Source organism: Ruegeria sp. AD9 (assembly GCF_056542305.1).
The window spans coordinates 470,901-497,298 of record NZ_JBQFZP010000001.1; the positions used below are offsets into that span (position 1 = coordinate 470,901).

The following is a 26,398-nucleotide window of genomic DNA, read 5'->3' on the forward strand; positions in this document are numbered from 1 at the left end:
TGCGCGGCTTTGGCGCGGGACAAGAGCGGATCGGCAATATTTCAGATTGAGACTTTGGTGCCCGACCTTTCCCTGTGGCCGGGCATTTTGATGCTCAGCGGGCGTCGGGATGCAACGCGGTGCCCAGAATATGCTCGGATCGGTGAATAACGTGATGCGCCTGCCCTACGATCAGCGGATCAGGCTCGCACACGATATCGTGATCCTTGCCAGGGTAATCCAGCGAGGACAGGAAGTGACGCATACAGTTCAGGCGCGCGCGTTTCTTGTCATTCGACTTGATAATCGTCCAGGGTGCATCAGCCGTATCCGTGTAAAAGAACATGGCCTCTTTCGCTTCGGTATAGTCATCCCACTTGCTGAGGCTCGCCTTGTCGATCGGTGACAGTTTCCATTGCTTCAGGGGGTCGGTTTCGCGGCTTTTGAAACGGCGCTGCTGCTCTTGCTGTGTAACCGAGAACCAGTATTTGTATAGCTGAATGCCCGAGCGCACCAGCATCCGTTCCAACTCGGGCGTTTGCCGCATGAACTCAAGATATTCGTTGGGCGTGCAGAACCCCATGACCCGTTCCACACCCGCACGGTTGTACCAGGACCGGTCATAGAACACCATTTCGCCTACGGTCGGCATCTCCTGAATGTAGCGCTGGTAGTACCACTGGCCTTTCTCTTCCCAGGTGGGTTTGTTCAATGCAACGACACGTGCCTGACGCGGGTTCAGGTGCTCCATGAACCGCTTGATCGTACCCCCTTTGCCTGCGGCATCGCGCCCTTCGAACAACAACACAAACCGCTGCCCCGTTTCCTGCGCCCACAGCTGAACCTTCAAAAGCTCGGCCTGCAGATTGGCTTTTTGCGTCTCATACACCGACCGGGCCATTTTGCGGCCATAGGGGTATTTCCCACTTTCAAATGCCTGCCGGATTTTCTCGGGGCTGGGCGCTGAGGGGTCGGTGTCTTTGGCGAGCGTGGTCTTGATCTGCGTGGGTTCTGCGTTGGTCGTGGCAATGGCGTCCATACATCCTGTCCTTTTCTACTGTCCCGAACGGTGGCTAGCAGAAAGCTCGGAAATGCGCTTTGATTGGTATCAAATAGATGCCTCAAAAACCCATAGTTTCCAGCGCGGATCACTTGTTCCAATGCAAACGTCTTTTTTCAAGCTGAACGGCCATTCTTTCCACGTCAGGACATGGGGCGACAAAGCCGCGCCACCGTTAGTGATGCTGCATGGTTTCCCCGAATACAGCGGCGCCTGGGCCGATCTTGCGCCTCATCTGGCAGAACGCTTTTATTGTATTGCTCCGGACCAGCGCGGTTATGGCCAAAGCTGGTGTCCCGAGGGGGTGCAGAACTATACCCTGTCGCAACTGGTCTCAGACATGGCCGCACTGATAGAATCCTGCGGTGCGCCTGTTGCGCTGCTGGGTCACGACTGGGGCGCATCGGTAGGTTACGGCGTCGCCATGTTCCGCCCGGAACTCGTTGATCGGTTAATCATTGCAAACGGCGTACATCCGGTGCCGTTTCAACGCGCCATGGCCTCAGGTGGCGCACAATCCACAGCCTCGCAATATATCAATCTGCTACGGGCACCTGATGCCACGCAAAAACTGTCCGAAAACAACTTTGCGATGCTGGAACAGTTCTTTCGCCATGGTATGGGGCTGGACTGGTTGACCGAAGCTCGCATGGCCGACTACCGCACTGAATGGGCCCGTCCCGGCCGGCTACAGGCGATGCTGAATTGGTACCGAGCTTCTCCGCTCGTTGTCGCCAGACCCGGTGTCCCCGCGACAGACCTGCCCGACCTGCCGCTCGACCGGTTGCGTGTCAGGTGTCCGCACCTGTTGCTTTGGGGGCCGGATGACAAAGCCCTTTTACCCGAATCCACTGAGGGGCTCGAGGCGTTTGCCACCAACCTCACCCGTGTCACGATCCCCGGGACCGATCATTGGTTGCATCATCAAAACCCGAGGGCCGTGGCGCAGGCCATTCTGGAATGGACTGGCCTGACGTAATCAGGCCCCGCCCGCGCGCAACGGCAAGCCAAGCAGCCTTTGTCGCAGCGCCAACGACATCTTTAGCACCTTACCGGTGCCCCCAGTCGTCAGGGTTGTCAGAGTTGTTCGGCGAAAAGCCCAACTCATCACCATCGGTTGAGCACCCAAGCCCCAGAACCGTCCGGTTTGCATATGAAAAGTAGGAGCAGACCTGATTGATCTCGAGGATTTCTCCATCATCCCAACCTGCGTCGCGCAAGGCGGTGACGTCCGCCTCGACCAGATCGCCCGGCGCTTCGGTCAGCTTGCGGGCATAATCCATCGCAGCCATTTGCGCCGCATCCAGCGGTGCAGCCAAGGGATCGCGCGCCTCAATCGCTGCCCTGATCGCGTTGCCACGCACCGTATCACCCAGCAAGCGCTGAAGACCTGCAAAGTGATGCTCGACGCAATACCCGCACCTGTTCAGCGAGCTGACCCAAACCCCCAGCACTTCCAGAAACCATTTCGGTATCTTGTTGCCCGAATGATGCAGCACCGCCTTGTACATGGCCATATGGCCTTCCATTGAATGCGGGCGAAGGCTGTGTGCCATCATGATGTTGTCTACGTTATTGTTCGGCCCGGTCACGCGCTCGTAGAGTTTCTTCAACTTTCCAGTCGCTTCTTCGAACGGAACGGTTCTGATCCAGCTCATTTATTCACCTCCGCTTTACCGGGATCAAAGGACGGGTTATCTGCACGGATTGCAAGCGGCTTGACAGAAAATCCACAACACTTCGCGTCCCCCTTCCCCCGGACCACATCACCTGCCATAATGACGGAAACCCAAAAACAAGAGCAGCACCCATGCCCGAAGATCTGTTGACGCCCAGCGCCACCTCTACCTATGACGCCTCCTCGATCGAGGTGCTCGAAGGGCTGGAACCGGTTCGCAAACGCCCCGGCATGTATATTGGCGGCACGGATGAGCGTGCGCTGCACCATATGTTGGCCGAGATCCTTGACAACTCGATGGACGAGGCTGTGGCAGGCTATGCCAACCGGATCGAGGTCGAGCTGCATTCCGACTACGCCCTGACCGTCCGTGACAACGGGCGCGGTATCCCGATCGACCCGCATCCGAAATTTCCGGGCAAGTCCGCGTTGGAGGTGATCCTGTGCACCCTGCACGCGGGTGGCAAGTTCTCGGGCAAGGCCTATCAGACCTCGGGCGGCTTGCACGGGGTCGGTGCGTCGGTGGTGAACGCGCTGTCTGATTCGATGGTCGTGCAGGTGGCGCGGGACAAAACTCTCTATGAACAACGTTTCTCGCGCGGTATCCCGCTTGGCCCGGTCGAAAAGGTTGGCGCGGCCCCGAACCGGCGCGGTACAACGGTGACCTTCCACGCCGACCCGGACATCTTTGGCCATCACAAGTTCAAGCCCGCGCGGCTGTTCAAATCCATCCGCTCCAAGGCTTATCTGTTCTCGGGCGTCGAAATCCGCTGGAAAACCGCCATCGATGACGGCGAAACCCCGCTTGAGGCCTCGTTCCACTTTCCCGGCGGCCTGTCGGATTACCTGAAAGAGACAATGAACGGCTCGTCCACCTATGCCGAGCAACCCTTTGCGGGCACCGTCGATTTCAACGAGAAATTCGGCACCCCCGGCAAAGTCGAATGGGCCATCAACTGGACACCGTCGCGTGACGGGTTCATCCAGTCCTATTGTAACACCGTTCCCACCCCTGAAGGCGGCACCCATGTGGCCGGTTTCTGGGCCGCGATCCTCAAGGGGATCAAGGCCTATGGCGAGTTGATCAACAACAAGAAAGCCGCGCAGATCACCCGCGACGACCTACTGACCGGTGGCTGCGCGCTGGTGTCGTGCTTTATCTCTGAGCCGGAATTCGTGGGCCAGACCAAAGACCGTCTGGCTACGGTCGAGGCGCAGCGGCTGGTCGAAAACGCGGTCCGCGACCATTTCGACAATTGGCTGGCGGCTGGTACGAAATCCGCCGGCGCGATCCTCGACTTCCTCATCCTGCGGTCTGAGGAACGCCTGCGCCGTCGGGCCGAGAAGGAAACACAACGCAAGTCCGCCACTAAGAAACTTCGTCTTCCCGGCAAGCTGGTGGACTGTTCCAGTTCAACACGCGACGGCACCGAGTTATTCATCGTCGAGGGCGATTCTGCGGGCGGCTCGGCCAAGATGGGCCGCGACCGCAAAACGCAAGCCCTGTTGCCCCTGCGCGGCAAGATCCTGAACGTGCTGGGCGCGGCCAGCTCGAAACTGGGCACCAATGCCGAGATCAGCGATCTGACGCAGGCGCTGGGTGTCGGCCTTGGCACCAAGTTCAACGTCGACGACCTGCGCTATGACAAAATCATTATCATGACCGACGCGGATGTGGACGGGGCGCATATCGCGTCCTTGCTGATGACATTCTTCTTCACCCAGATGCGCCCGATGATTGACGCGGGCCACCTGTACCTGGCCTGCCCGCCTTTGTACCGCCTGACGCAGGGTGCCAAACGCGTCTACTGTCTGGACGAGGCCGAGCGCGACGAATGGCTGAAAAAAGGTCTGGGCGGCAAGGGCAAGATCGACGTGTCCCGCTTTAAGGGTCTGGGCGAGATGGACGCCAAGGACCTGAAAGAGACCACGATGGACCCCAAATCCCGAAAATTGATCCGGGTCACCATCGACGAGGATGAACCCGGCGAGACCGGAGACCTTGTCGAGCGCCTGATGGGTAAGAAGCCCGAATTGCGGTTCCAGTACATTCAGGAGAACGCGCGGTTTGTTGAGGAGTTAGATGTTTGAGTGAACCTCGGCGACATCACATACTCGCAGAGGCCTATCAAAAACAGTTTTCAAATAATGAAGAGCATGTCTGGGTTTTTGATAGTGCAACTCGAAAAAAATTTTGCACCTCTACGACTAATGTATCGGTACGTCGTGATTTCAATTCTGCGCTGAACGAAAATCTGGAAGTCGATCACTCAACAGTAGAAGCATTTTTTAGCAGTTTCGAGTCCGGTTATCCGCAAACTATCAAGGCACTTCGCGCTGGTGTTCAGTACAACGGGCTGTTGGATCATTCGATTCAATTCATGCTAATACAGGCAATGAGATCACCGGTCACCCGAACCTTATTGAGCGAACTTATTTTGCGTTCCGCGCCCCACGAAGAAGGTGAATTACAGAAGCTTGGTGTCGAGAAAGTCGGCATTCAACTTCTTAACGCAGCCCGATCAGGGGACGACGACGCAAAACAAAAAATTGGTCTACAGGCAAGCGGTCACTTCGCGCACAGTGCCGCTAAAATATTGAGCGGGCTCTGGTACAGGAGTGTACGAATAGAAGGGAACCTAGAACTGTGCACCAGTGACAATCCCGTCACATACTTCGGTTTGGTCCGAAAGCGCGGCAAACTGAGCGCTACGCTTCCAACTTCCGGAAGACGTGTCGTTTGCTGTTTTCCGTTAGCTAGGGATATTTTGTTAGTTGGTGACAGTCAAAAGCCACCGATGCTTAGGCTACTGGCCGAACGACCTTCTCAAATCACCAATTCTCGCTCTCTGATAAAGAAGATTAACGAGGTCTGCGCTCTAAACGCGGAGCGAACCATTATTGCAAGTTGTGAACAGAGCCTAGAGAAAATCGCTTCGACGATCCCGAATAATCCCGTTTCCCCAAATAAACTGTTTTCTAAATACGCAAAAGTCGGCAAGGAAATAGTTAAGCTTAACGAAAGCCATTGGGCTGCCTAGTCATGACGGCTGCAAGGTGGGTGCTCACCCGCACCAAGTTTTGCACGTCGAGATGAGTGTAAACACCCATCCTACCTTGCCACAATCCTCGCGCCCGCCCACAGGGGCGGGTCGGGGGCGTGCTTGATGCCTAACATCAAGCATTCGGTGAATACGAGACGCACCGACACCACACGCGCCCTCAAGAAACCAAAATCTGCTGCAATTCAAATCCCTTCGGTTTACTAATCAGATCAAGAGCCGGCTTCCCCGTGACAAGATGGCTTGGATTTAATGATTAAGGATTTGCAATGGCCCGCCTTTATGACAGTCGAAAACGTGTTCTCGTAACCGGTGGGGCCGGGTTTTTAGGCTCGCATCTGTGCGACCGGCTTCTGGATCAGGGGCATGAGGTTTTGTGCGTCGACAACCTGTTCACCGGCACCAAGCGCAATATCGACCATCTGCACAGCAACCCGCGGTTCGAGTTCATGCGCCACGATGTAACCTTCCCTCTGTTCGTGGAAGTGGACGAGATCTATAACCTCGCCTGTCCCGCCTCGCCTGTGCATTATCAGCACGATCTGGTGCAGACGACCAAGACCAGCGTGCATGGCGCGATCAACATGCTGGGACTGGCGAAACGTCTGAAATGCAAGATTTTTCAAGCCTCAACGTCTGAGGTTTACGGCGACCCGACGATCCATCCACAGACCGAAGACTATTGGGGCAACGTCAACCCGGTTGGTCCGCGCTCCTGTTACGACGAGGGCAAGCGGTGTGCTGAGACGTTGTTCTTTGATTACCACCGTCAGATGGGGTTGGAGATCAAGGTCGCCCGCATCTTCAACACTTACGGGCCCCGAATGCACCCCGCCGACGGAAGCGTTGTGTCGAATTTCATCATGCAGGCCCTGACCGGCGAGGCGATCACCATCTTTGGCGACGGCACGCAGACCCGGTCATTCTGTTACGTGGATGATCTAATCGAAGGCTTCATCCGCCTGATGGATACCGGCAAGGAGGTCACCGGCCCGGTCAATCTGGGCAATCCCAACGAATTCTCGATGAACGAGCTGGCCAGCGAAGTGCAGGCGCTTGTTGGCGCGGAAACCCATATAAGTTTCAGAGAGTTACCTGAGGACGACCCGAAACAACGTCAGCCCGATATCACGCTGGCGCGGACCCTGCTGAACTGGGAGCCTACGGTGCAGCTGAAGGAAGGGTTGGACGCAACGATCCGGTATTTCCGGGCGCTTCAGTCAGAAGGCACAGCCGGATAACGCGTCTCGCTATGGCTCGGGGACCGGATCAAACCGCCGTGCCGATCAGCGCGACGCCAATGGCCATGAGGACAGCGGCACCCAGGCGTCGCATCCAGTTGCCTTCCTTCAGGAAAATGAACCCGATAAGCGCCGCAAAGATGACCGAGGTTTCCCGCAGGGCCGAAACCGCCCCCAGCGGCGCAAAGTTCTTGGCGTAAAGCACCAGACCATACGCCGTCATCGAAACCAGCCCGCCCAAAAGGCCCGTCATCCATATTCTGGCAGGCAGGTCTTTCAGGGTGGCGCGTTTCCTGACCCCGATAAACCCTGCAATGAACAGGTGCAGAAAGGCCCCCCACGCCCAATAGCTGAGCGTATTGCCGGACAGCCGCACCCCGACCCCGTCAACAACCGAATAGATCGAAATGCAGAACCCGGTGCCCAGCGCAAATCCCAGCGCGCTGCGCCCGACGCCCGAACGCAGCGCGGCCCAGCTGCTCAGCTGAATGCCAACCGCGATCAGGGCGATCCCGCCCCAGGCCTGCCAGGGCAGAACTTCGCCCACCAGCACCATCGCCCAAAGCGAGACCAGTGCCGGAACAATCCCGCGTGCAATCGGGTAAACCACACTCAGGTCGCCATGCTGGTAGGCCTTGCTCAGCATGAAGTAATAGCCGAAATGCACGACGGTCGAGAGCAGGATATAGACAAAGCTCTGCGTGTTCGGCAGGGGCAGGACCATCACCATTACCGCCGCTGGCAAGACCTGACCCAACGCGACCAGACCCAGCATCGTGGTGCGGTCCGTCGCCGTTTTCACGATGGCGTTCCATACGGCATGCAGCAACGCCGCCGACAGAATAATCAGAGTGACGAACAGGGTCATGCCCGACCTTTCCCGCAGAATACGCGCAACAAGGGTCTTGGGCCCTATTCACTTGGGCGTGGTGTCTGCCAAAACCGGGATTTTTGTCAAGCCGGATTCCAGTGGTCAATATACCGCCACCGTTGAGGATGTGTCCGCAAGCCGTTTCCGGTCTCATCCTGCGCCTTTGTGCCCGGCAAGAAGTTACAACTGCACGTGATCCCGGTTGCAGGACGCGCATCAGGTTCTAAGATCGGGCACATGAGTTTTGTGACAGACAACCAATTGCCCCTGCTTATCCTGTTTTTTCTGTCAGGATCGATCGGCACCGCCTTTTTGTTCCGCAAACCAGCGGGTCACAGGGCATGGAAACTAGCCGATCTGGTCTGGGTCGTGCTGGGTGGTATCGGCGCATTGGTGGCTGTTCTGGCAGGGCTTTATACGTCGGACAGTTCGCGACTGGATCGTCAGATTGATGTGGCCTACGCGGCAACATTGGCGTTCGACAGGGATGCCGCACGGTTTCGTCTGCGTTTCTGCGACCCTGCTTACGATCCTGATACGGCAGTGCTGTGCGACAAGGTTGAATTTCTGTCGGCCTCAACTGCCAGCAACTCGGAATTGCCCCTGTTCATCGCCGTTACCAACGAAGTAGCCCCCCTGCAGGGCCTGCACTTCCTGTTCGGAAGTCAGGCCAAGGATGATATGGACGAGCTACGGGATATGACGGCCAAAGCCGATGCTTTCGATATCGACCAGTTCCTCGTATTCACGTCCCTGGACGACAAAACTCAGGTAGCCATCGACAACATGCGCCGTAAGGTGCCCGCAATTGCCGGAGATTATCAGATCCTGGCACAAAGCTATGACGACCTGATCGAGCAGGTCGGCAAGTTGAAGAACGAATGGGAATACCTGCAGGACAACGCCCATATTCTGGTGCTACAAATCGTGGCGCTTTGTCTTGTTAGCTTTGCGGCCCCATTTCGATTGGGAAAATCTTTGGTCGAGTTACGCACGAAGCTCAATGCCGATAGCCCCGCGCCAACACCTGTGGATCAACCCCCAGAAAATAGCGCAGAAGTGTCCACAAGTTCCGCGTGCCCCGCCGAAACCAACCTGCCCGTTCATAGCGCTCCGCGCTCGTAAAGGCACGCGACCCGAGTATCTTGATCCGTGGCAAAACGCGCACCAGCGCCACATCTTCCATCAAGGGTTGGTCCGGATACCCGCCAGCCGCCAGATAGACATTACGCGGAACCAGCAACCCCTGATCTCCGTACGGTAAACCGAACAGACTGCTGCGCAAATTGGCCCATCCGGCCACCCAAGCTGGCGCAAGCCCACGCGCGCGAAAAGCCAACCGAAACGCCGCTGGTGCGTTAGATGGCAGATGGGCGCTTACGCTCTTGGCCCATCCCTCTTGCAACACGGTGTCTGCATGAAGGATCAGAAGCCAGTCTCCATCAGCATGCGCGCACCCCCGGCGCAATTGACCGCCGCGCGATGGCTCACCTCTAATGACATGCGCGCCAACATCTTCTGCTATTCTCAACGTCTGGTCAGTTGAGCCTGCATCGCTGACGATCAGGTCCCGGATCAGCCCGGAATGCACCCCTTCCATCAGGGCCTCAAGGCACGCAGGCAAGGAACCGGCGGCATTCAAGGTTGGAATCACTACAGTGACGGGTGCGGGCACGTCCGATAACCTCTGGTCTTGGCTGCGAGACTTCCTATATCACGAGGCCAAAGGCAATGACGAGGACCAAGCCATGCCCACCCGCCGCATCCTGCGCCTGACCGGCTCGGACACCGAAAACTTTTTGCAGGACCTTGTAACCAATGACGTTCAGGGATTGGGCAATGGGCTGGTCTATGCCGCACTGCTTACACCACAGGGCAAGTATCTGGCAGATTTCTTTCTGAAACGCGATGACGGTGGCGTGCTGCTGGACGTGGCCGAGCCACTTGCAGATGACCTGATCAAGCGCCTGAACATGTACAAACTCCGTGCGGATGTGGTGATCGAAGGCACGGATCTACATCTGCAACGCGGCACTGGGCCAGCACCGGACACTGCCCTGCCCGACCCCCGTCATCCGGATATGGGTTGGCGCGATTACTCGACAGCCCCAGAAGGCGATGACGGAACCGACTGGGACGCGCTGCGTGTTCGACACTGCATCCCCGAGGCGGGCGCTGAACTGACGCCAGACAGCTATATCCTCGAATCCGGGTTCGAGACGCTGAATGGTGTGGATTTCAAAAAAGGTTGCTATGTCGGTCAGGAAGTGACTGCGCGCATGAAGCACAAGACCGAGTTGCGCAAAGGCTTGCGGCGGGTCTTTGTCGAAGGATCGGTTCCGGCGGGGACTGAGATTACCGCAAACGGCAAACCCGTCGGCACCCTGTTCACGCAATCAGGCGGCCAAGGAATCGCGTATCTGCGCTTTGACCGTGCGAGTGCTGACATGCTGGCCGAAGACGTCGTGGTTCGCCTGACGGACCAAGCGTAACTTGTTGCCAAATCGGCACGGCCTTATCCGCCGTATGTTTCATAAAGTTTGAACCCGTTACCCAGCCCTGCCAATGTGTCGGCACAGGGGCAACACGGATACCCGCATGTTTCAGCTTTATTCCGCGATTTGGCGCGCCAGCGCCGGGCGGCAGATTATCCTCATCCTGTTATCCATTGCCATTGCGGCGCTTGCCGCTGTTCCGCTTGAATTTCAGCGCGATATCGTCAACCACCTTACGTCCAATGATCTTCACGTCGAAAAGCTGGTTCTGCTGGGCATCGGCATGATGATTGTCATCCTGCTGAGCCTCGCCCTGAAATGGGTTCTGGGTTTTCGCGCAGGGATATTGGGCGAAGACATGATCCGGCTGATCCGGCAACGCTTGCTCTGGCGCGCGACCGACCTTAAGGAAACGGGTGAAAACCTGCGCAAGGGCACCATGACGACCGCCATCTCGGCCGAGGCTGAGGAGCTGGGCAAGTTTGCCGGGGGCGCATTCTCGGACCCGGTGGTTCAGGTCGGAACGCTGATCAGCGTGATCGGATACATATCCTCAACGCAGCCAGGCCTTGGCCTTATCGCGTTTTCCATGATTGTACCGCAGATCATTATCGTTCTGGTGTCACAACGCAAAGTGAACACGTTCGTTGCCGAACGCGTCCGCCTGTTGCGCAGCGCCACTGACCGGCTGACCACCGAAGATATTCAGGCCGTCGAGCAGGATATCAATGCCTTGTTCGACGACATCTATGACACACGACGGCGCATGTTTCTCTGGAAGCTTTCGGCCAAGTTCCTGTTGAGCGTGATCAATGGCGCCGGAACCGTCGGTATTCTGATGTTGGGCGGTTATCTGGTGCTGCACGGCAAGACCGATGTCGGCACAGTGGTGGCCGCGACCAGCGGGCTTGGCCGGATACAGGGCCCGACCGCGTTCCTGATCGCCTTTTACAGACAAGTCAGTGCCAACCGCATCAAATACGAACTTATGTTGGAACTATTCGGCCCGGACCCCGCGCATTACCGGTACCGCAACAGTGCATAAAAAAGACCGCGCAGCGGCTGTCTGCGCGGTCTGATATTAAAAGCGACGAAACGTCACGCGCGTTCGGAATATTCCATGGTTTCGGTGTTCACGATGATCATTTCATCCTGACCGATGAACGGCGGCACCATGACTTTCACGCCATTGTCCAGAATTGCAGGCTTGAACGAGTTCGCGGCGGTCTGACCTTTTACGACCGGCTCAGTTTCGACGATCTTGCAGGTCACTTTCTGCGGCAGCGTCGCGTTCAGCGCTTCACTTTCGTAGAATTCGACAACAATCGTCATGCCATCTTGAAGGAACGGACGACGCTCGCCCAGCAAATCCGCTGGCAATTCAATCTGTTCGTATGTTTCGGCATCCATGAAGACCAGCATGCCATCGGTTTCATACAGGAACTGCTGATCCTTCTGCTCAAGGCGCACACGCTCAACCTTGTCAGCTGAGCGGAACCGTTCGTTCAGTTTTGAACCATTGCGCAGGTTGCGCAGTTCGACCTGCGCGAAAGCGCCGCCCTTGCCGGGCTTCACATGGTCAACCTTGACCGCGGCCCAAAGGCCTTCGTTATGCTCAAGCACATTGCCGGGGCGAATTTCGTTCCCATTTATCTTGGGCATTACATAAATCCTTCACAAACGGTTGATGCGTCAGTTGCGCCTCCTATATCTGGCGGGAACATACCTGACAAGACAACCAAACCTAGTGCTGCAGGTGCAGCGAGATATGCAAGTGACGCAACGCAACTATGCATATTAGCTGTATCCGAATCGCACTTTATCGGTCATAAGGACCGTCACGCCGAAAATTGCAAGAGCAAGAAAAACAAGGAAGACGAGATGAGAGATTTCGTTGACGGCACTGCCTTTAACAACGAACAAGGCAATCGTGCTCGCAAACTTTTCGCGGCCGTTGTGTTGGCCGCACTCGATGACGCCATTGCCGATGACAAGAAATATGGCAATGGTCCGGAACAAATCGCCCGTTGGGCGCGCTCGCGCGATGGACGCGAAGTGCTGTCTTGCGCGGGAATCGACCCGAACGAACGGGTTGTCAGCGGACTGATGGAGTTCGTTGGCCGTGGCGTGCGGACCTCGGTCGCGCTGTCGCGTGAAGAAAGCGAGCGTCGCAACGCCGCTCAGCAGGCTGAAGCTGCCTGATCGAAGGCTGTTTCAACTCAGAAAAAACGCGCTCTGCCATCAGAGCGCGTTTTTCTATGCGTATACCGCCACAATCCCGATCCCGGGCGTCAAGGTGAGTTCGGGGCTTCCCCTGCCCGCCCAAATCAGGTCATCTGCGCCTTGACAGGTAGGAGACAATCCATGGTTCGCGCCATCATGATTCAAGGCACCGGCAGCAATGTCGGAAAATCCGTTCTGGTGGCGGGGCTTGCGCGGGCTTTTGCACGGCGGGGTCTTCGGGTTGCGCCCTTCAAGCCGCAGAACATGTCGAACAATGCTGCTGTTACGGAAAACGGGGGGGAAATCGGTCGCGCACAGGCCCTTCAGGCACGGGCGGCAAGGCGGGCGACGCATACGGATATGAACCCTGTATTGCTGAAACCTGAAACAGATACCGGCGCACAGATCATCGTTCAGGGGCAGCGCGCGGGCACCATGAAAGCCGGTGATTATCGAAAGGATAAATCCAGGCTGCTAAGCGCCGCACTGGAAAGCTTTGACCGACTGTGCAGCAATGCGGATCTGGTTCTGATCGAAGGTGCGGGCAGCCCGGCCGAAACCAACCTGCGCAAGGGTGACATCGCCAATATGGGCTTTGCCTGCGCTGCGAATATACCTGTTATACTTGTCGGCGACATTCACCGCGGCGGTGTGATCGCACAGATCGTTGGCACTCAGGCGGTTCTGGATGAGGGTGATCTTGCGCGAATTCGGGGCTTCGCCGTCAATCGGTTCAAGGGGGATGTGTCCCTTTTTGACGAAGGGCGCGATGACATCGCCTCTCTTACCGGGTGGCCTTGTCTGGGGGTTGTGCCATGGTTTCACGACGCCTGGAAGCTTCCGGCCGAAGATATGATGGACATCCGCTCTCACACAGGCGGCACATGCAAGGTTGTTGTGCCACAGCTTGAACGGATGGCGAATTTCGACGACCTTGATCCATTGTCGGCCGAACCCGGTGTGAGTGTCGAGATCATACCGGCCGGACGCGCATTGCCGGGCGATGCCGATCTGGTTTTGCTACCGGGCAGCAAATCCACCATCGGAGATCTGGCCTATTTCCGTGCACAAGGCTGGGACATCGACCTGTACGGTCATGTTCGGCGCGGCGGGCATGTTCTGGGTCTCTGTGGTGGCTTTCAAATGCTGGGCAAGACCATTTCCGACCCCGATGGCGTAGACGGTCGACCGGGTAAGGTCGAAGGGTTGGGGTTGCTGGATGTAGACACGGTCATGGGAGGACAAAAGCAAGTTGTCCTGCGTAAGGCCCATGCCTTGCCGGACCGCGAGCCGGTCACCGGATACGAAATCCACATGGGCCATACAGACGGACCGGATTGCGCCAATGCATGGCTTGAGGTCGAAGGCCGCCCTGAAGGCGCGGCCAGCGCAAACGGGCGGATCAAGGGAAGCTATCTGCACGGTATCTTTTCGTCCGACGCATTCCGGGCGCGGTATTTGTCAGCGTTAGGCGTGACCTCGGACCTGTCCTATGAAGATGGCGTCGAGCAGGCGCTGGACGATCTGGCCGATCATCTGGAGCGCCACATGGACCTTGATCTGCTGCTCAGCCTCGCGCAGCCCCCGCACCGCAGCTGATCGTTACTCCAGATCCTGAGCCGCAAGAGCGCGGGCGATCTCTCGTCTGACCATCTTGCGCACATTTCTTGTAATTCGCTCGCCCATCGTTCCTTGCAGTTCGGTGCGGACAACCTCTGCGATCAGGGTGCGCAGAGCGTCCTCGTCCATGTCGATCGTCCTGACGTTTTCGTCGGAATCAGGTTCTTCGGCATCAGCATCAGACACAACAGCCTGAGACGACCGGATGAATTCCGCCTGATAAGGTGCACCTTCGTCCTGCTGAGCCGCCTCTGGTTCATCGCCTCCAGCGGCATCAATCGACATCGCAGCGGCAAATTCTTCTTCGACATCCCATGGCAGCGCATGTGACGGTGTTCCCGAATATGCATCCTGACTGTCACCGTCCGGTTCCCACTGGTCTTCTGTTTGTGCAATGGCCGCTTCCAACGCTTCGATCTTTGCACTCAGGCTGATTGCAGCATCATCCGACGGGGCGTGTTTCGTCTCGGCTGCTTCTGGCTTGTCCTCGTCGGCGTTCGCGGGTTGACCCGTCTGAACGATGTCACAGGTTCGCAGCAACATCGGCTTGGCGGCATCTGTAACTTCGGCTTTGGATACAGCTTTAGCGGGAATCACTCCTAACTGATCTGGTTTGCTGATCCGCAAAGCATCGGTAAGCACCAGCCGCCCCGGCTTGCGTGCCTTAGTCGTTTGATCCGAGACGGATTTATCACGACTGTCTTCACTGACCAGACGTTTGACCGAAGACAGAACGTCTTCGATCCCTGCTTTCACGACATTATCAGACATTGTTCTCTACCGCTCTATCCTTGGATCAAGTGTAGCCAAACAATCCGTGCCTCACAACAAATAGTATTGGCGATCAGTCCCGGCGCAACGCTTTGAGAACACGATCCAGATCCTTGCTTTGCTTGCTGACCTGTGCAGGTGCATTCTTGACCAGGTTGTAATACAAAGTCGGATCATAGATTTGCACCGCCAGCCCAAGACGCTCGGCTGTCAGAAGGCCCTGCGCCTGCAACAACTGATAGGCAGCCCGCGACCGTTCGGTGCGCGAAGCAACTTCCGCCAGCTGTGCATCCAGCAAATCCTGCTGTGCATTCAATACATCCAGAGTTGTTCGCGCGCCCAGAGTCGCCTCTTCCCGGATGCCATCAAATGCCACCTGCGAGGCGTTAACGCGCTCGGTTGACGCCCTCAGACTAGCGCTGGCCGCCTGAAACGCCGCATACCGGTCGGTCACACCCTGCGTGATGTTCTTTTGAACGTTCAGAAGATTCGCACGCGAGGCATCCCGGCTGGCCATTGCGCGGCGCACATTTGCCGCCAACCGGCCACCTGCGTAGATCGGTTGTGTGAAGTTCAGCGACACGGTCGCGTCGTTCACATAGTCATTATTGTCATAGCGCTCGGACACGCCAGCATCGGCATTCAGGCTGACATTCGGACCAAGGTTGGCCCGCTGTTGCTGCACGACCAGATCGAACGCTCTGACCTGATGCTGCGCCGACAGAATGGCCGGGTGGTTGCGTTGCGCCAGGTTCACAGCTTCAGCTTCGGAACGCGGCAGATTGGGCAGGCTCGGCTGGCCAGCCGTTCGCCCCGGTGCCTTTCCGACCGCGTTCACGTATTCGGCCTGGGCAATGCTCAATTCACCGCGTGCCACAGCCAGATCCGCCTGAGAGCTTGCCAGCTGCGCTTCGGACAATGCGACGTCCGTCCGGGTTACTTCGCCCACTTCGAAGCGGTCATTCGACGCCCTAAGTTCCTCTGCCGACACATCCACGTTGTTCTGGCGGATCGCCACGGTCTCTTCCTGCAACAGGACGCCCAGATAGGCATTTGCTGCGCGGATAAGAACCTGTTGTTCGATATCGATCAGGGTTTGCCGGGTCGATAGCACCGTTTCCTGCGCCGACTGCTTGCCCAGCACCGACGCGCCGCCATCATACAAAAGCTGGCTCAGCGTCAGGCCCGAAAAGAACCGCGACGGCTCGTTTGTCGTGACGACATTATTGACCCGCGAACGGGTGTAATCCTGGCTGACCTGCACGGTCCAGTTGATGATTGGCCGCAACGCAGAAAGCGCAATGGCCACATCTTCATCCGCCGCGCGCAGCAACGCCCGGTTCTGCTCAAGCAAACCACTGGTGTTATACGCGCCGATGAACGCATCCGTTATGTTGTCTGCCCACGCTGCACGCCCTGGCATCACGCTCATGGCAAGTCCTGCGGTCACAGCAAACGCCCTGACCAGCTTACCTGTCGCCGAACCACGCATACCAAAATCCTCTCAAACGAAATTACACTGCCCTACAGGCAGTTTGCGGCCTTCTTTTCAACTAATCAAGGCGATAGAAAAATCTATCGGCGGACTATAGCGAAAATGCACACTCTGCCGAAAAACCTTCCAGAACCGGCGCATTGGCATTGAACACATCACGCCAACTGACGCGACCACCGGTTTTTCGACCGATCCGCACGGTACCCAGGTTGCCGTTGACAAACAGACACACGATCCGACCGTGGTCCTTGAGTTGATCCAACAGGGCATCGGGCACCTGCTCGACACCGCCCTGCACCATGATCGCATCATAGGGGCCGTGTTCCGCCACACCCTGTTCCAGCGCGCCAACGTGGATGATGGCGTTGTGCACGTCAGCTTCGGCCAAGAGGTTTTGCGCCTCGGCTGCAAAGGTTTCGTCGCATTCAACACCCACAACCAACTCAGCCATCCGTGCGGTGACAGCCGTGGAATATCCCATTGCCGGAGCGATATCGAGGACCATCTCATCCTTGGATATGTTCAGCACGTCCAGCATTTTAGCCAGGGTCCGCGGCTCCAGCATGCTGCGCCCGCCACCCAGATCAATCAGGCCGTCCACATAGGCCGCCTCGCGTTGAGAATCGGGTACGAAGCTTTCCCGCGGAACACTCAGCATAGCCTCAATGATCGGGAACTTGGTGACGTCAGAGGGGCGGATCTGTGTATCAACCATTGTGCGGCGCCGGGCTGCGAAGTCAGTCATTGGATATCTCGTCTCATTCCCAAAGATGTCGGGCTTGTGCCATATCCTGAACCTTCCAGCAACGCCCCTGTTGCCGCAACCTGAATCGTGATCACCTTCTTGGGCATGGACTTCGGCAAATTTCAGTCTTGCCGGCAAATTCGCACGCAATCCACTGGACGCCCCCGAGGAAAGCTGTTAAAAACCCAGTTACACCACAGCAAGTATTTGATTTTACTTGAAAAGGCGAGTTGGCGGAGTGGTGACGCAGCGGATTGCAAATCCGTGTACACCGGTTCGATTCCGGTACTCGCCTCCAATAAAATCAATGACTTGCGTCATCCTTTCTCTCCTCTACTGCCATTTTTGAAACAACCGTTGAAACTTTCACGTTTCGGTCTTGCTTCGTTCCATTTGATTTCTTGCCTCTTGAGCGCGCTTCGCCAGCTCTCTTTGCCGGATCGGCCCACCGTACTTTTTCAGCATCTCAACGCCAGAGTGACCGGTGACGGCTTTGACCATCTCGTCATCACACCCCGCCAGATATAGCTCGATTGTCGCGTTTTTCCTGAGCCCGTGCGTTTTGTAGTAGCTCGCCTTCTCGTGCTTCATCTTCTTTTTGATGGCACGCATTTCCTCGGCAACGATACGGTAGCTCACTGGCCGACCCTTGGCGTCGGTCACAACGGTGCCGTCCGTTCGTGCGAGCCCGTCGAGATGGGTTTTCAAGCGGTCGGTGAGCGGGATCCACAACGGCTTGTCGGTTTTTCCCTGCGTGAAATCGAAACCTTCATCGGAGAAATGCTCCCATTTCATCTTCACGACATCACCAATACGCTGACCTGTTCCAACGCAAAGCTCATAAACCAGCCGCGCCCTCTTTGAAGCCAGCGCTTCGAACTCGGCCCGAACATCATCTGGCCAAGGCTCCCAGCCGTCGCTCTGCTGCTTGAAAAGCGGAATGCCCTTCGCCGGATTGCCGTGCTCTTTCTTGATGAAGCCGATCAACCGGGCGTGATTCATCAAGACGACCATGACCTGGACAAGATAGTTGGCTTGCCGCCAATGATCCGCATTGGCCCGGTGCAATTCATAAATGTGATGGGTTTCGATCCTGGCCGGGTCTTTGTCGGCCCAGATCTCACGAATGTGGCTGATGTACCGCCGATAGTCGGATCTCGTCCGGGGCTTCAGCTTCTTGTAGGCGTCGCTCTCGTAGTAGCTAAGGATCAACGCCTCAAAATTGCGTTTGACCGGCGCAGGCGCTGGTTTTCCTTTCAGCAGGCGATTGTAATGATCCCAAAATTCCGGCGTGCCCGCTTCCTCGTGCATCATGACCGAGATACCGCGCGAACGCCGGATGAACCGGAGATACCCCCGGTCATTGTAGACGTATTTGGGCAAGCTCTTGCGAGTCATTCGCCCATTCTCAAGTCACTGTTGAGAAAGTCGTCTGCCGCCTCTGGCGCGACCATGTTGGCATCGACGATGACACTGCCATCAGGCTTGATCTCAAATTTTGCCCGCTGCCAACCTGCCTCCCGCGCCTCGCGGATGAAGGCCGAGGCAGCCTGTCTCGCCTTTGTTTGCACACTTGCTTTGGTCATCTGATCGACACCTCTCTTAATCGTTAACAACGCGCACTATCAACCTGATCCATATTGATATTTCCAACTGATCCGAGTGTGGACCGCCTGTCTTTCGCCGCGCGAATGGCGCGGATCACTTCTGAATTTTGGGAGTTTCCATTGCGATCTGACTCCGCCTTGATCCACTCTTTGAGCTCTTGCGGAAGCCGAAGCTGCATTGGTTTACGACTTTTCATGAAACGCCTCCAGGTTGAAACCACAACCTGTTAGTGGCACTTAGCCACTATTGCGTCAATTGCTTTTTATGGCACAGTGCCACTATGCCAGAACAAAGCTCTCAAAATCAGGATAAATTCATCGTGCGTCTGCCAGACGGCCTGCGCGATCGAATACGCCTCGCGGCTGAGGCTAACCATCGCAGCATGAATGCTGAGGTCGTCGCCCTCCTCGAAGAAAACTATCCAGCCCCTGTACCGGAAAACGTCACCGATCCTGCTGCAAGGCTTCTTTTCTGGCTTGCCAAAAGAATACGACGCAGAACGCCTAAACCGGGCTCAGCGAGAGAGCGCCAAGCGGCGCTGTACGAGAGCATCGCGAGCGACATTACCGCTCGGATGGAGGCGATTAATCAGAGCAATTAGAAAGGCGGCAACGGTTGGCGAATTGAACGTTTAACCTCTAGAATCTGCCGAGAGAAAAATGCCCAAAACACTTTGGCAGCGCACGAAACACGTTGCCTCAACCTATACTTGGACCTTCATAGTTGTGATGGTCCTCAATCAACTTCTATTCTTCGGCTTTTGCCTCAATCCAATTTGTTTGATCGCGGCTATGCCGCATGTTCTTGCTATCACAGTGGCGTTGGGTAGCTGGTTCAACAAAATCAATGGCTGGGGCGGTGGCGACCATGAAGTGGAGCGATCCCCCCCTTCAACGAGGGTCGTTCCAAAGAGAGTCCCAGCAATTGGGCCCGGTTCAGAGTATTCAGATTGGCGCAGCGCTTGGTCAACATCCATTGAACCGAACAGATGGATCCCCAAAGGTGAAGCCGAGAACATTGTCCGACGCTTTCCACCATTTAAGAACGGGAGCGAAGAAGCTGAACCCACTTCGCAGTATCCGCATTTTCAGAAGGCTCTTGCAAAGGAGTTTGATGCGGCTAACGCCGCTTTTGGGAAAAAACAGAAAGAACGGTTGAGCGATTTTTTTTCGTCAATCGAGCGGAACCCGCTCACCGATGAGCAAATGGATTGCTGTATCTGCATGGACAACGCGCTTCAAATCGTTGCCGCCGCAGGATCCGGTAAAACATCAACTATCGTTGCACGTGTCGGGTATGCCCTAAAGGAAGGCTTGGTCCCACCTGAGGAGATTTTGATTCTTGCGTTCAACCGATCTGTAAAGGACGAACTGGAAGCTCGTATCAAAGAAAGCCTTGGTGATTTTCCCAATGTTCAACGCATTAATGTAAAGACATTCAATGCTTTCGGCCTGGAGGTAATCGGAAAAAGCACAGGACGAAAGCCAAGGTTGGCTGACTGGGTTGAACCAGGCAAAGACGTTCAAGCCATCTCAGAAATTGTAGAAGATCTTCGCCAACGCGATCCCCGCTTCCGGCTTGACTGGGATCTGTTCAGAACGGTCTACGGTCGCGGCATTGATGAGTGGGACAAACTCAAACAACCGCAAACCGACGTCATAGGTAAAGGCAGCATTCCAACTGCAGACGGGAAACTGGTTAAGAGCCAAGAAGAGCGCATGATCTGCGATTTTCTCTTCTACCACGGCGTGCCATATGAGTACGAACGAGCATACGAACACGACACTGCCACAGAAGCGCACTCCCAATACCATCCTGACTTTTATTACCCCCACTTGCACCTGTACCACGAGCATTTTGCGCTTGACGCGCATGGCAAGGCACCGGCCCATTTTTCCGGCGATTATGTTTCGGGTGTCCTCTGGAAAAGGGAGTTACACGACGAAAAAGGAACCCAGCTATTCGAAACCACCTCGCATGGCTTGCGAAACGGTAACGACCTAGATCGGCTGAAATCCGAACTGGAGAAACAAGGCGAAGTTCTGGAGTTCGACGAAAACCGCAAATCCAACGGCCAAGAGCCAATTCCAACCAGGCAACTAGCCTCGACGATCCGTGCCTTCCAGCAGCATGTCAAAAGCAATGGACTGAGCCCGAGGGACTTGTACCAGAAGATTGCTGATCATGAGCGTGGCCACCGCGACCGGCTAACGCGCTTCGTTAAACTTTACGAAAGGGTCGCCGAGGAATGGCAGCGGCGTCTTGCTGTCGAAAACTGCATCGATTTCGATGACATGTTGCTCGATGCAATCAAGCACCTGAAAGAAGGGACATATCAAAGCCCCTTCAACATGGTTCTTGCGGACGAGTTTCAGGATGTTTCTCAGGCTAAGTTGCGTTTACTCAAAGCCCTAAAAGAAAGCGCAGGGACTTCGGCAAGCTTGTGCGTTGTTGGCGATGACTGGCAAGGGATCAACCGTTTCGCTGGTGCCGATATTTCTGTCATGACCGGTTTCGACCGAACATTCCCGAACGCTACACAGCTCACACTAAGCAAAACGTTCCGATGCCCTCAGGTTTTGTGCGAAGCATCCAGCGACTTCATCCAGAAAAATCCCATGCAAATAAGAAAGACCGTTGAAACCACCAACACGTATGAAAGAGCCGGACTTCATACATTTGCAGCTGAGACGATGAGTGGCGCTCTTGAGCGCATCGAGAAAGATCTTAGGCAGCTGCATGGTGCCGCCATAAATGGCCAGCTTGACGTTCCCGACGGCAACAAAATCACCATCATGCTCTTGGGCCGTTATCACAAGGATAAGCCCGCCAGCTTCAACAGCTGGAAGCGCGCCTATGGCGATCAACTTGAGCTCAGTTATTCTACTGCCCATGCCGCAAAAGGCCTCGAGGCTGACTATGTGATGCTTCTCAACGTCACCGAAGGCTTGATGGGTTTTCCAAGCCAAATCGTTGACGACCCTGCATTGCAGCTCGCGATGCCAGAGCCCGATGACTTCCCACTGGCTGAGGAGCGCCGCCTTTTCTATGTTGCCCTGACACGCGCCCGCCGACAAACGCGCATCTACACATTGCAGGACAAGCCTTCGAGATTTGTCATCGAGCTCGCGAAAAACGGGCACACCGAGATTAAAAGTGAAAAGGCTACGTTGAAGGTCTGCCCAAAATGCGGGGCTGGCACACTCAGCCAAAAGACCGGACGATTTGGGCCGTTTGAAGCGTGCAGCGCGCATCCAGAATGTGATTATACCAAGCGACTACTTTCGATTGGTAGAGGCAGTGCTTCAGCGGTGAAATCCATTCGACTAAAAGAACCCATTATTGAAGGAGCGAAATGCCCAACATGCAATCAAGGCACCATGGTTCTCCGAATGGGGCAAAACGACGAACCTTTCCTTGGGTGCTCTTCCTTCCCTCGTTGTCGAACAACAGCACAAATCACCAAACGGCAAAACGGGAACGGAAAAAGGGGCTCTAGGCATTAGTAGGCCACCCACTCATATCCGTGGTTGCCTTCGTGATCTTCCCATTCGACACCGACGCCTCGTCGCCAATTTGACGACGAACAGCGCCGTGACGGCAGAACCCATTGCGGGGCAGCAGCTGGTGTCGTGCGCTGCCAACCGAATTCGCCCTGCGTGCCATAGGTCCCGAGGCGCATGTTGTAGCTCTCAGAACAATCATCGTCGCGACCACGTTCGCGATAACTGTAGTGTCGAACATCCCAGACACGGATCGAGCGCACGAAATCGAATTCCAGACCACTGATGTCGATGTCGGCACCGCCTTCAACCACCTGAGCCAGAATGACTTGGCCGAGTATCTGACCATTCTGGTTGCTGGCCTCCCAGACTTTCGGGGCCATACTTTGCAACGGCGCGCGCTCAGAAACACCCATAGGGCAGCGCCAGATTTGCAAAGGCGGCTCAATCGGCCAGGGCGTGATCCGACGGATAAACACGGCGCGGGCATGGGCACATTCTGCTGACGCGGGCCACCCACCAGCCAGGCAAAGCAGAATGGCGCAGTCAACTTGGTAAGCTTTCGCGGTCTGTGGAGCCCAGCTTGCCAAGACAGCCATGACCAATGCACTGAACCAGTTTTTAAACAACCTACTCACCATGCTTATCAACTCCTTTTGTTATCATAAGGATAGTATTGCAACATTCTTCCAATCTTTGCCTTCACACCATATGCGAGCAACCGCCGAGAGCAGCTCTCGCGCGTTTTGTGGAATATATTCCGTAGAGAGAGCCTCGTTGTTTGGCCGATGACAGGCCATGAATTTACGGGAACGAGTAGGGTTAAATGTCCGGAATATAAGAAGTTCCAGAGGATTGAGCCAAGAACAGCTAGCGTTGGCTGCCGACGTGGATCGCAGCTATATCAGCGAGATCGAACTCGCCAAGAATTCAGCATCTGTCGATGTTCTGGAGCGTATCGCGCTTGCTCTCGAAGTCGACCCAAAAGAGTTATTTAACAAGAGGGGCTGATGTTGCCCGAAATTACGAGTGTTCGCACAACGGCCGAAGCCATCGGCCGCATTACGTGCATCAAGACAGGCGAAGAAATCGGCTTTCTTTACCAGTGGGACAACGGCGAGACACAGGCTGCACTATACGATAAATACCCGCCGAAAACATCTGAGTCCCCTGGAAAAAACCGCCGATAGACCCGCTAGGTCATCAAAGGCGTCTCTAGCATTCCGCAACGTTGGGCGCTTTTGTGCGCGTTCCAAACGAGCCCACCCTTGGAACACCCTCAGAATGATGTGATTTTCCGACCAAACCTACATTTACCGCAAAGCGCACACGCGATCTTTGACACGTTATTTTTCTTGAAAGAACGCGGATCGCCGCCCCTGCTTTTCAAAATACTTTAGCTTAAAAATGGACGCCTCATGTACAACCTGGCGCCAACTTTTGCAGCCGTATTTCGCTGGAGTTTGCTCGGGATTCCGTGCAGCTATCCATCTACCAGCCTCGTCGACACATGCCCACCCGTCAACCGACAGAACCGAAAATGCCTCCCTTAGTGCTATGACAATGCCATTATGTTCCCATTCCAGCGCCTGGTCTTCGGAAACACCGTTGAATACCTTATCTCTAAATGAGTCAGTTTGGATCACGTCAGACAACACCCTGCGCACTCGAAGCATATCCTTGGCCCACTCCGACAGCTGCTGGAAATGATCTTCGATACGGTTGAGCGACACGCTCAAGGACTCTTTAGCCACAACGCAGCCATCCACGCTTTGCATGTCAAAGTGGTCGAAAAAGTGATGAACCAAATCGTTGCGTAAGGTTACAAGCTCTTTGAGCTCCTGATTTATTCTCGCAAATTCCGAAGCTGGAAGACTCAATTGCGTCCCTAGGGCAATCCAAGCTTCATCTTCAGGCAAGCTCGAGGATGTATCTTTGGGTGCACTTTCGTCACTGGGAACCACATAAGAACCGAGAAGCTCACCAACCAGCGAGCCAAGTGTCTTACGAGCGGTTTCCTCCGCTCTCGCCGCTCGAACTTGCTCTATGCTGTGGGCAAGCCCTGATACTTTGTGATCTGCCACGATAGCTTTAATGAGCTGCTCGTATTGTTGAAGCCGCAGTATGCATTTTCCCAGAAAAAGCTGCACCTCCCTCTGGTGCGCGTCCAGCTCGCGTTCTAGCGGTACATCCATTTAAAGCACCTAGTCAAAATAACCCGTCCAGCCAACTTAACACCGACATTACAGATGATCCCACTTTTTGTTTTCGGCCAGATGGTTGTCGCTAGACATTCCCAAACCCCACCCGGACAAGCCTGAGAGGTTTGATAGTGATGCCTACTCAGCTTCCAATTCTAGCAATCGCGCATATGCTTCGCTAAATTCTCGCGCTTGCACAAACACCTCCCGTCGCTCCTGATCCTGACAACGGAAATAATTCACCACATCCGCAAAATAAGCCTCCGCATCGCGCTTCAACAGATCCGCATAGGCCTGCACGTCATCGGCATCGGTCGGCATCCACGGCGGCGCAGGCGGCAAACAACTGCCCGCGATCGCGGCAGATCCCCAGCTCAGAACGACCATAACCACGCATGTTGGTTTCAAAAGCCCCATATTATCTTGGCTCAGCCACTCCGTTGCAGTAAATTTGTTTCAACGCATGAAGGGCGCAACAACTCAAATTGCACCTATTGATTGCAAGATTATAATATTGTATCGGTTCGGTAGTCCATGAGGGACTGCCGGGCTAATGCACAATTCTGCAAGGCTCGATCCTATGAATTTGATGCAAGACGCCCCCAATGTTCTCAGTGAAGACGGGCTGCGCACACTACTTGCCGAGGGTCATTCGGCGGATGTTGTGTGCCGGGTTACGCCCAAACGTACAGGTGCTCAGTGGTCCGGAGTTTGGACCGTGCATTGCGTCTCGCCTGATGGCGAGACCCGTCGCCTGCTCGTCACCGCACGCAACAACATGGCAGCTCGAGAATTCAAGACAATCAACGGCTTATCCAGCTTCCTTGCTGGCCTTGGTGTTTCGATCGTCTCAATCCCGATGCTCGAAGGCAAGATCGCCTCTCACACGTTGGACGACGCGGGCTAAGCTACTTGCCGTCCTCGCAGCATTCCTTGCTGGCCCTGCCTATTCTGAAGGCTTCGTGCTTTCCATGCGGGCCGATGGCCAGCTGGAAACCAAATCCCCCCAATCAGGTTTTGCCCAAACCTATGTCGACGGGATTGGCGCAAACCCGCCAGAGCTGATCGTTTTTGCAGCGCCTGAGCCTGAAGCTCCCCCTCCTGCACCCACCCGCGCAGTTCCCCGACCTGAAGTCCTCGCAGCGCTTGAAAGAACCGCGCATCGCTATGGCGGGCACCCGGCGTTGCGTCGCGCGGGTCTGTCGGTGACGGAATGGCAGGCACTGTTCCAAGCCAATATCGAGATCGAAAGCGCTTATCGTCCGAATGCACGCAGTTCCGCAGGCGCGATCGGCCTCGGTCAGTTGATGCCCGCGACGGCCGCACAGCTCGGCGTGGATCCGCATGACTGGCAAGCCAATTTGGATGGCTCTGCCCGTTACCTCCTAATGATGCTGGCGCAGTTCGGCACGCCCGAACTCGCGCTCGCTGCCTACAACGCGGGGCCCGACGCGGTCGCACGCTATGGCGGCATTCCTCCCTACCAAGAAACCCAAAATCACGTGCGCCGCGTCATGGCCGTGCGTGATCGACTGACTGGAGCCTCCTGATGCACATTCAATTCCGCACGATCCTGTCGCTGGCTCTGGCCAGTTTGATGATTGCCAACCCGGCCCTTGCACAGAGCATCGATCTCTCCCCGGTGCAGAACCTTCTTCAAGGCATTGTCGACACGATCACCGGCCCCTTGGGCATTGTGATCGGCACCCTGGCCCTGATTGGCGTGTTCCTCTCCTGGCTCTTTGGCATTCTGGATTTCCGCCAGGCTCTTTGGGTACTGGTCGCAATCGCAGGCATTGCTGCTGCGCCGACCATCGTGACCGCCATCTGGGGCGCGTAAATTCGG

The 26,398-nt window shown here is 55.8% G+C and carries 28 protein-coding genes and 1 tRNA gene; 15 read left to right on the forward strand and 14 right to left on the reverse strand.

What is annotated here, in order from left to right; translation table 11 throughout:
* Positions 1-94 precede the first annotated feature (94 nt).
* On the reverse strand, positions 95-1,018 hold the full coding sequence (gene ppk2 / locus ACR0AM_RS02335) for a polyphosphate kinase 2 (RefSeq protein WP_480473473.1): 924 nt from the start codon (positions 1,016-1,018) through the stop codon (positions 95-97).
* 121 nt (positions 1,019-1,139) lie between these two features.
* Between ppk2 and ACR0AM_RS02340 the strand changes: the two genes are divergently transcribed.
* Positions 1,140-2,018, forward strand: a complete 879-nt coding sequence (locus tag ACR0AM_RS02340) for an alpha/beta fold hydrolase (RefSeq protein WP_480622007.1) — start codon at positions 1,140-1,142, stop codon at positions 2,016-2,018.
* 70 nt (positions 2,019-2,088) lie between these two features.
* Here the strand turns inward: ACR0AM_RS02340 and ACR0AM_RS02345 are convergent, their stop codons facing one another.
* Positions 2,089-2,697 (reverse strand): carboxymuconolactone decarboxylase family protein, encoded by a 609-nt coding sequence (locus ACR0AM_RS02345; protein WP_480622008.1) that lies wholly within the window; start codon positions 2,695-2,697, stop codon positions 2,089-2,091.
* A 152-nt stretch (positions 2,698-2,849) separates the two neighbouring features.
* Between ACR0AM_RS02345 and parE the strand changes: the two genes are divergently transcribed.
* The 3 genes from parE to ACR0AM_RS02360 all read left to right on the forward strand — a co-directional run bounded on the left by parE (position 2,850) and on the right by ACR0AM_RS02360 (position 7,020).
* Positions 2,850-4,808 (forward strand): DNA topoisomerase IV subunit B, encoded by a 1,959-nt coding sequence (gene parE, locus ACR0AM_RS02350; RefSeq protein ID WP_480622009.1) that lies wholly within the window; start codon positions 2,850-2,852, stop codon positions 4,806-4,808.
* Positions 4,805-5,758: a DUF4238 domain-containing protein gene (locus ACR0AM_RS02355; RefSeq protein ID WP_480622010.1), complete on the forward strand. Its 954-nt coding sequence runs from the start codon at positions 4,805-4,807 to the stop codon at positions 5,756-5,758. The genes parE and ACR0AM_RS02355 overlap by 4 nt, the downstream gene beginning before the upstream one ends.
* A gap of 290 nt (positions 5,759-6,048) precedes the next feature.
* Positions 6,049-7,020 carry a UDP-glucuronic acid decarboxylase family protein gene (locus ACR0AM_RS02360; RefSeq protein ID WP_480622011.1) on the forward strand — a complete coding sequence of 324 codons (972 nt, stop codon included), beginning with the start codon at positions 6,049-6,051 and terminating at the stop codon, positions 7,018-7,020.
* Positions 7,021-7,048: 28 nt separating this feature from the next.
* Here ACR0AM_RS02360 and ACR0AM_RS02365 read toward each other — a convergent pair whose 3' ends face one another.
* The gene (locus ACR0AM_RS02365) at positions 7,049-7,888 is read right to left on the reverse strand and encodes an EamA family transporter (protein ID WP_480622012.1); all 840 of its coding nucleotides are present in this window, start codon (positions 7,886-7,888) and stop codon (positions 7,049-7,051) included.
* 1,003 nt (positions 7,889-8,891) lie between these two features.
* Positions 8,892-9,566: a TIGR04283 family arsenosugar biosynthesis glycosyltransferase gene (locus ACR0AM_RS02370; protein WP_480622013.1), complete on the reverse strand. Its 675-nt coding sequence runs from the start codon at positions 9,564-9,566 to the stop codon at positions 8,892-8,894.
* Between the two features lie 73 nt (positions 9,567-9,639).
* On the opposite strand from ACR0AM_RS02370, the gene ygfZ reads away from it, so the two are divergent.
* Positions 9,640-10,383, forward strand: coding sequence for a CAF17-like 4Fe-4S cluster assembly/insertion protein YgfZ (gene ygfZ / locus ACR0AM_RS02375; RefSeq protein WP_480473480.1), 744 nt, complete (start codon positions 9,640-9,642; stop codon positions 10,381-10,383).
* 106 nt (positions 10,384-10,489) lie between these two features.
* On the forward strand, positions 10,490-11,431 hold the full coding sequence (locus ACR0AM_RS02380; RefSeq protein ID WP_480473481.1) for an ABC transporter transmembrane domain-containing protein: 942 nt from the start codon (positions 10,490-10,492) through the stop codon (positions 11,429-11,431).
* A gap of 53 nt (positions 11,432-11,484) precedes the next feature.
* Here ACR0AM_RS02380 and efp read toward each other — a convergent pair whose 3' ends face one another.
* On the reverse strand, positions 11,485-12,048 hold the full coding sequence (efp, locus tag ACR0AM_RS02385) for an elongation factor P (protein ID WP_480473482.1): 564 nt from the start codon (positions 12,046-12,048) through the stop codon (positions 11,485-11,487).
* A 219-nt stretch (positions 12,049-12,267) separates the two neighbouring features.
* Between efp and ACR0AM_RS02390 the strand changes: the two genes are divergently transcribed.
* Together ACR0AM_RS02390 and ACR0AM_RS02395 are read left to right on the forward strand one after the other, a co-directional pair.
* On the forward strand, positions 12,268-12,588 hold the full coding sequence (locus ACR0AM_RS02390; protein WP_037310273.1) for a DUF6280 family protein: 321 nt from the start codon (positions 12,268-12,270) through the stop codon (positions 12,586-12,588).
* A gap of 162 nt (positions 12,589-12,750) precedes the next feature.
* Positions 12,751-14,208, forward strand: coding sequence for a cobyric acid synthase (locus tag ACR0AM_RS02395; RefSeq protein ID WP_480622014.1), 1,458 nt, complete (start codon positions 12,751-12,753; stop codon positions 14,206-14,208).
* Positions 14,209-14,211: 3 nt separating this feature from the next.
* Here the strand turns inward: ACR0AM_RS02395 and ACR0AM_RS02400 are convergent, their stop codons facing one another.
* The 3 genes from ACR0AM_RS02400 to ACR0AM_RS02410 form a co-directional block, all read right to left on the reverse strand.
* Positions 14,212-15,000: a hypothetical protein gene (locus ACR0AM_RS02400; RefSeq protein WP_480622015.1), complete on the reverse strand. Its 789-nt coding sequence runs from the start codon at positions 14,998-15,000 to the stop codon at positions 14,212-14,214.
* 73 nt (positions 15,001-15,073) lie between these two features.
* Positions 15,074-16,492: a TolC family outer membrane protein gene (locus ACR0AM_RS02405; protein WP_209503355.1), complete on the reverse strand. Its 1,419-nt coding sequence runs from the start codon at positions 16,490-16,492 to the stop codon at positions 15,074-15,076.
* Between the two features lie 94 nt (positions 16,493-16,586).
* The gene (locus ACR0AM_RS02410; RefSeq protein ID WP_480622016.1) at positions 16,587-17,240 is read right to left on the reverse strand and encodes a protein-L-isoaspartate O-methyltransferase family protein; all 654 of its coding nucleotides are present in this window, start codon (positions 17,238-17,240) and stop codon (positions 16,587-16,589) included.
* Positions 17,241-17,464: 224 nt separating this feature from the next.
* Here ACR0AM_RS02410 and ACR0AM_RS02415 point away from each other — a divergent pair.
* A tRNA-Cys gene (locus ACR0AM_RS02415) sits at positions 17,465-17,538 on the forward strand.
* A 68-nt stretch (positions 17,539-17,606) separates the two neighbouring features.
* Here ACR0AM_RS02415 and ACR0AM_RS02420 read toward each other — a convergent pair.
* From ACR0AM_RS02420 to ACR0AM_RS02430, 3 genes are all read right to left on the reverse strand, one after another.
* Positions 17,607-18,554, reverse strand: a complete 948-nt coding sequence (locus ACR0AM_RS02420) for a site-specific integrase (RefSeq protein WP_480622017.1) — start codon at positions 18,552-18,554, stop codon at positions 17,607-17,609.
* A gap of 80 nt (positions 18,555-18,634) precedes the next feature.
* Positions 18,635-18,826: a hypothetical protein gene (locus tag ACR0AM_RS02425; protein WP_027259529.1), complete on the reverse strand. Its 192-nt coding sequence runs from the start codon at positions 18,824-18,826 to the stop codon at positions 18,635-18,637.
* A 23-nt stretch (positions 18,827-18,849) separates the two neighbouring features.
* Positions 18,850-19,044, reverse strand: coding sequence for an Arc family DNA-binding protein (locus ACR0AM_RS02430; RefSeq protein ID WP_480622018.1), 195 nt, complete (start codon positions 19,042-19,044; stop codon positions 18,850-18,852).
* Between the two features lie 84 nt (positions 19,045-19,128).
* Between ACR0AM_RS02430 and ACR0AM_RS02435 the strand changes: the two genes are divergently transcribed.
* Together ACR0AM_RS02435 and ACR0AM_RS02440 are read left to right on the forward strand one after the other, a co-directional pair.
* Positions 19,129-19,449, forward strand: a complete 321-nt coding sequence (locus tag ACR0AM_RS02435; RefSeq protein WP_480622019.1) for an Arc family DNA-binding protein — start codon at positions 19,129-19,131, stop codon at positions 19,447-19,449.
* A 58-nt stretch (positions 19,450-19,507) separates the two neighbouring features.
* On the forward strand, positions 19,508-22,354 hold the full coding sequence (locus ACR0AM_RS02440) for a UvrD-helicase domain-containing protein (protein WP_480622020.1): 2,847 nt from the start codon (positions 19,508-19,510) through the stop codon (positions 22,352-22,354).
* Here ACR0AM_RS02440 and ACR0AM_RS02445 read toward each other — a convergent pair.
* On the reverse strand, positions 22,351-22,950 hold the full coding sequence (locus ACR0AM_RS02445) for a hypothetical protein (protein ID WP_480622021.1): 600 nt from the start codon (positions 22,948-22,950) through the stop codon (positions 22,351-22,353). The two genes, ACR0AM_RS02440 and ACR0AM_RS02445, sit on opposite strands and share 4 nt — an antisense overlap.
* 199 nt (positions 22,951-23,149) lie before the next feature.
* Here ACR0AM_RS02445 and ACR0AM_RS02450 point away from each other — a divergent pair, with 199 nt between their 5' ends.
* Positions 23,150-23,362 carry a helix-turn-helix domain-containing protein gene (locus ACR0AM_RS02450; RefSeq protein ID WP_108800502.1) on the forward strand — a complete coding sequence of 71 codons (213 nt, stop codon included), beginning with the start codon at positions 23,150-23,152 and terminating at the stop codon, positions 23,360-23,362.
* A gap of 335 nt (positions 23,363-23,697) precedes the next feature.
* Here ACR0AM_RS02450 and ACR0AM_RS02455 read toward each other — a convergent pair whose 3' ends face one another.
* Together ACR0AM_RS02455 and ACR0AM_RS02460 are read right to left on the reverse strand one after the other, a co-directional pair.
* A complete protein-coding gene (locus ACR0AM_RS02455; RefSeq protein WP_480622022.1) occupies positions 23,698-24,546 on the reverse strand; it encodes an OST-HTH/LOTUS domain-containing protein in 849 nt (282 codons plus the stop codon).
* Between the two features lie 144 nt (positions 24,547-24,690).
* Positions 24,691-24,969 (reverse strand): hypothetical protein, encoded by a 279-nt coding sequence (locus ACR0AM_RS02460; RefSeq protein WP_480622023.1) that lies wholly within the window; start codon positions 24,967-24,969, stop codon positions 24,691-24,693.
* A gap of 163 nt (positions 24,970-25,132) precedes the next feature.
* On the opposite strand from ACR0AM_RS02460, the gene ACR0AM_RS02465 reads away from it, so the two are divergent.
* The 3 genes from ACR0AM_RS02465 to ACR0AM_RS02475 all read left to right on the forward strand — a co-directional run bounded on the left by ACR0AM_RS02465 (position 25,133) and on the right by ACR0AM_RS02475 (position 26,392).
* Positions 25,133-25,459 carry a hypothetical protein gene (locus ACR0AM_RS02465; RefSeq protein WP_480622024.1) on the forward strand — a complete coding sequence of 109 codons (327 nt, stop codon included), beginning with the start codon at positions 25,133-25,135 and terminating at the stop codon, positions 25,457-25,459.
* Positions 25,460-25,523: 64 nt separating this feature from the next.
* A complete protein-coding gene (locus ACR0AM_RS02470; protein WP_480622025.1) occupies positions 25,524-26,102 on the forward strand; it encodes a lytic transglycosylase domain-containing protein in 579 nt (192 codons plus the stop codon).
* Entirely contained in the window at positions 26,102-26,392 is a 291-nt protein-coding gene (locus ACR0AM_RS02475; protein ID WP_114885057.1) for a TrbC/VirB2 family type IV secretion system protein, read from the forward strand. Before ACR0AM_RS02470 ends, ACR0AM_RS02475 begins: the two co-directional genes overlap by 1 nt.
* The last annotated feature ends 6 nt before the right edge of the window (positions 26,393-26,398 follow it).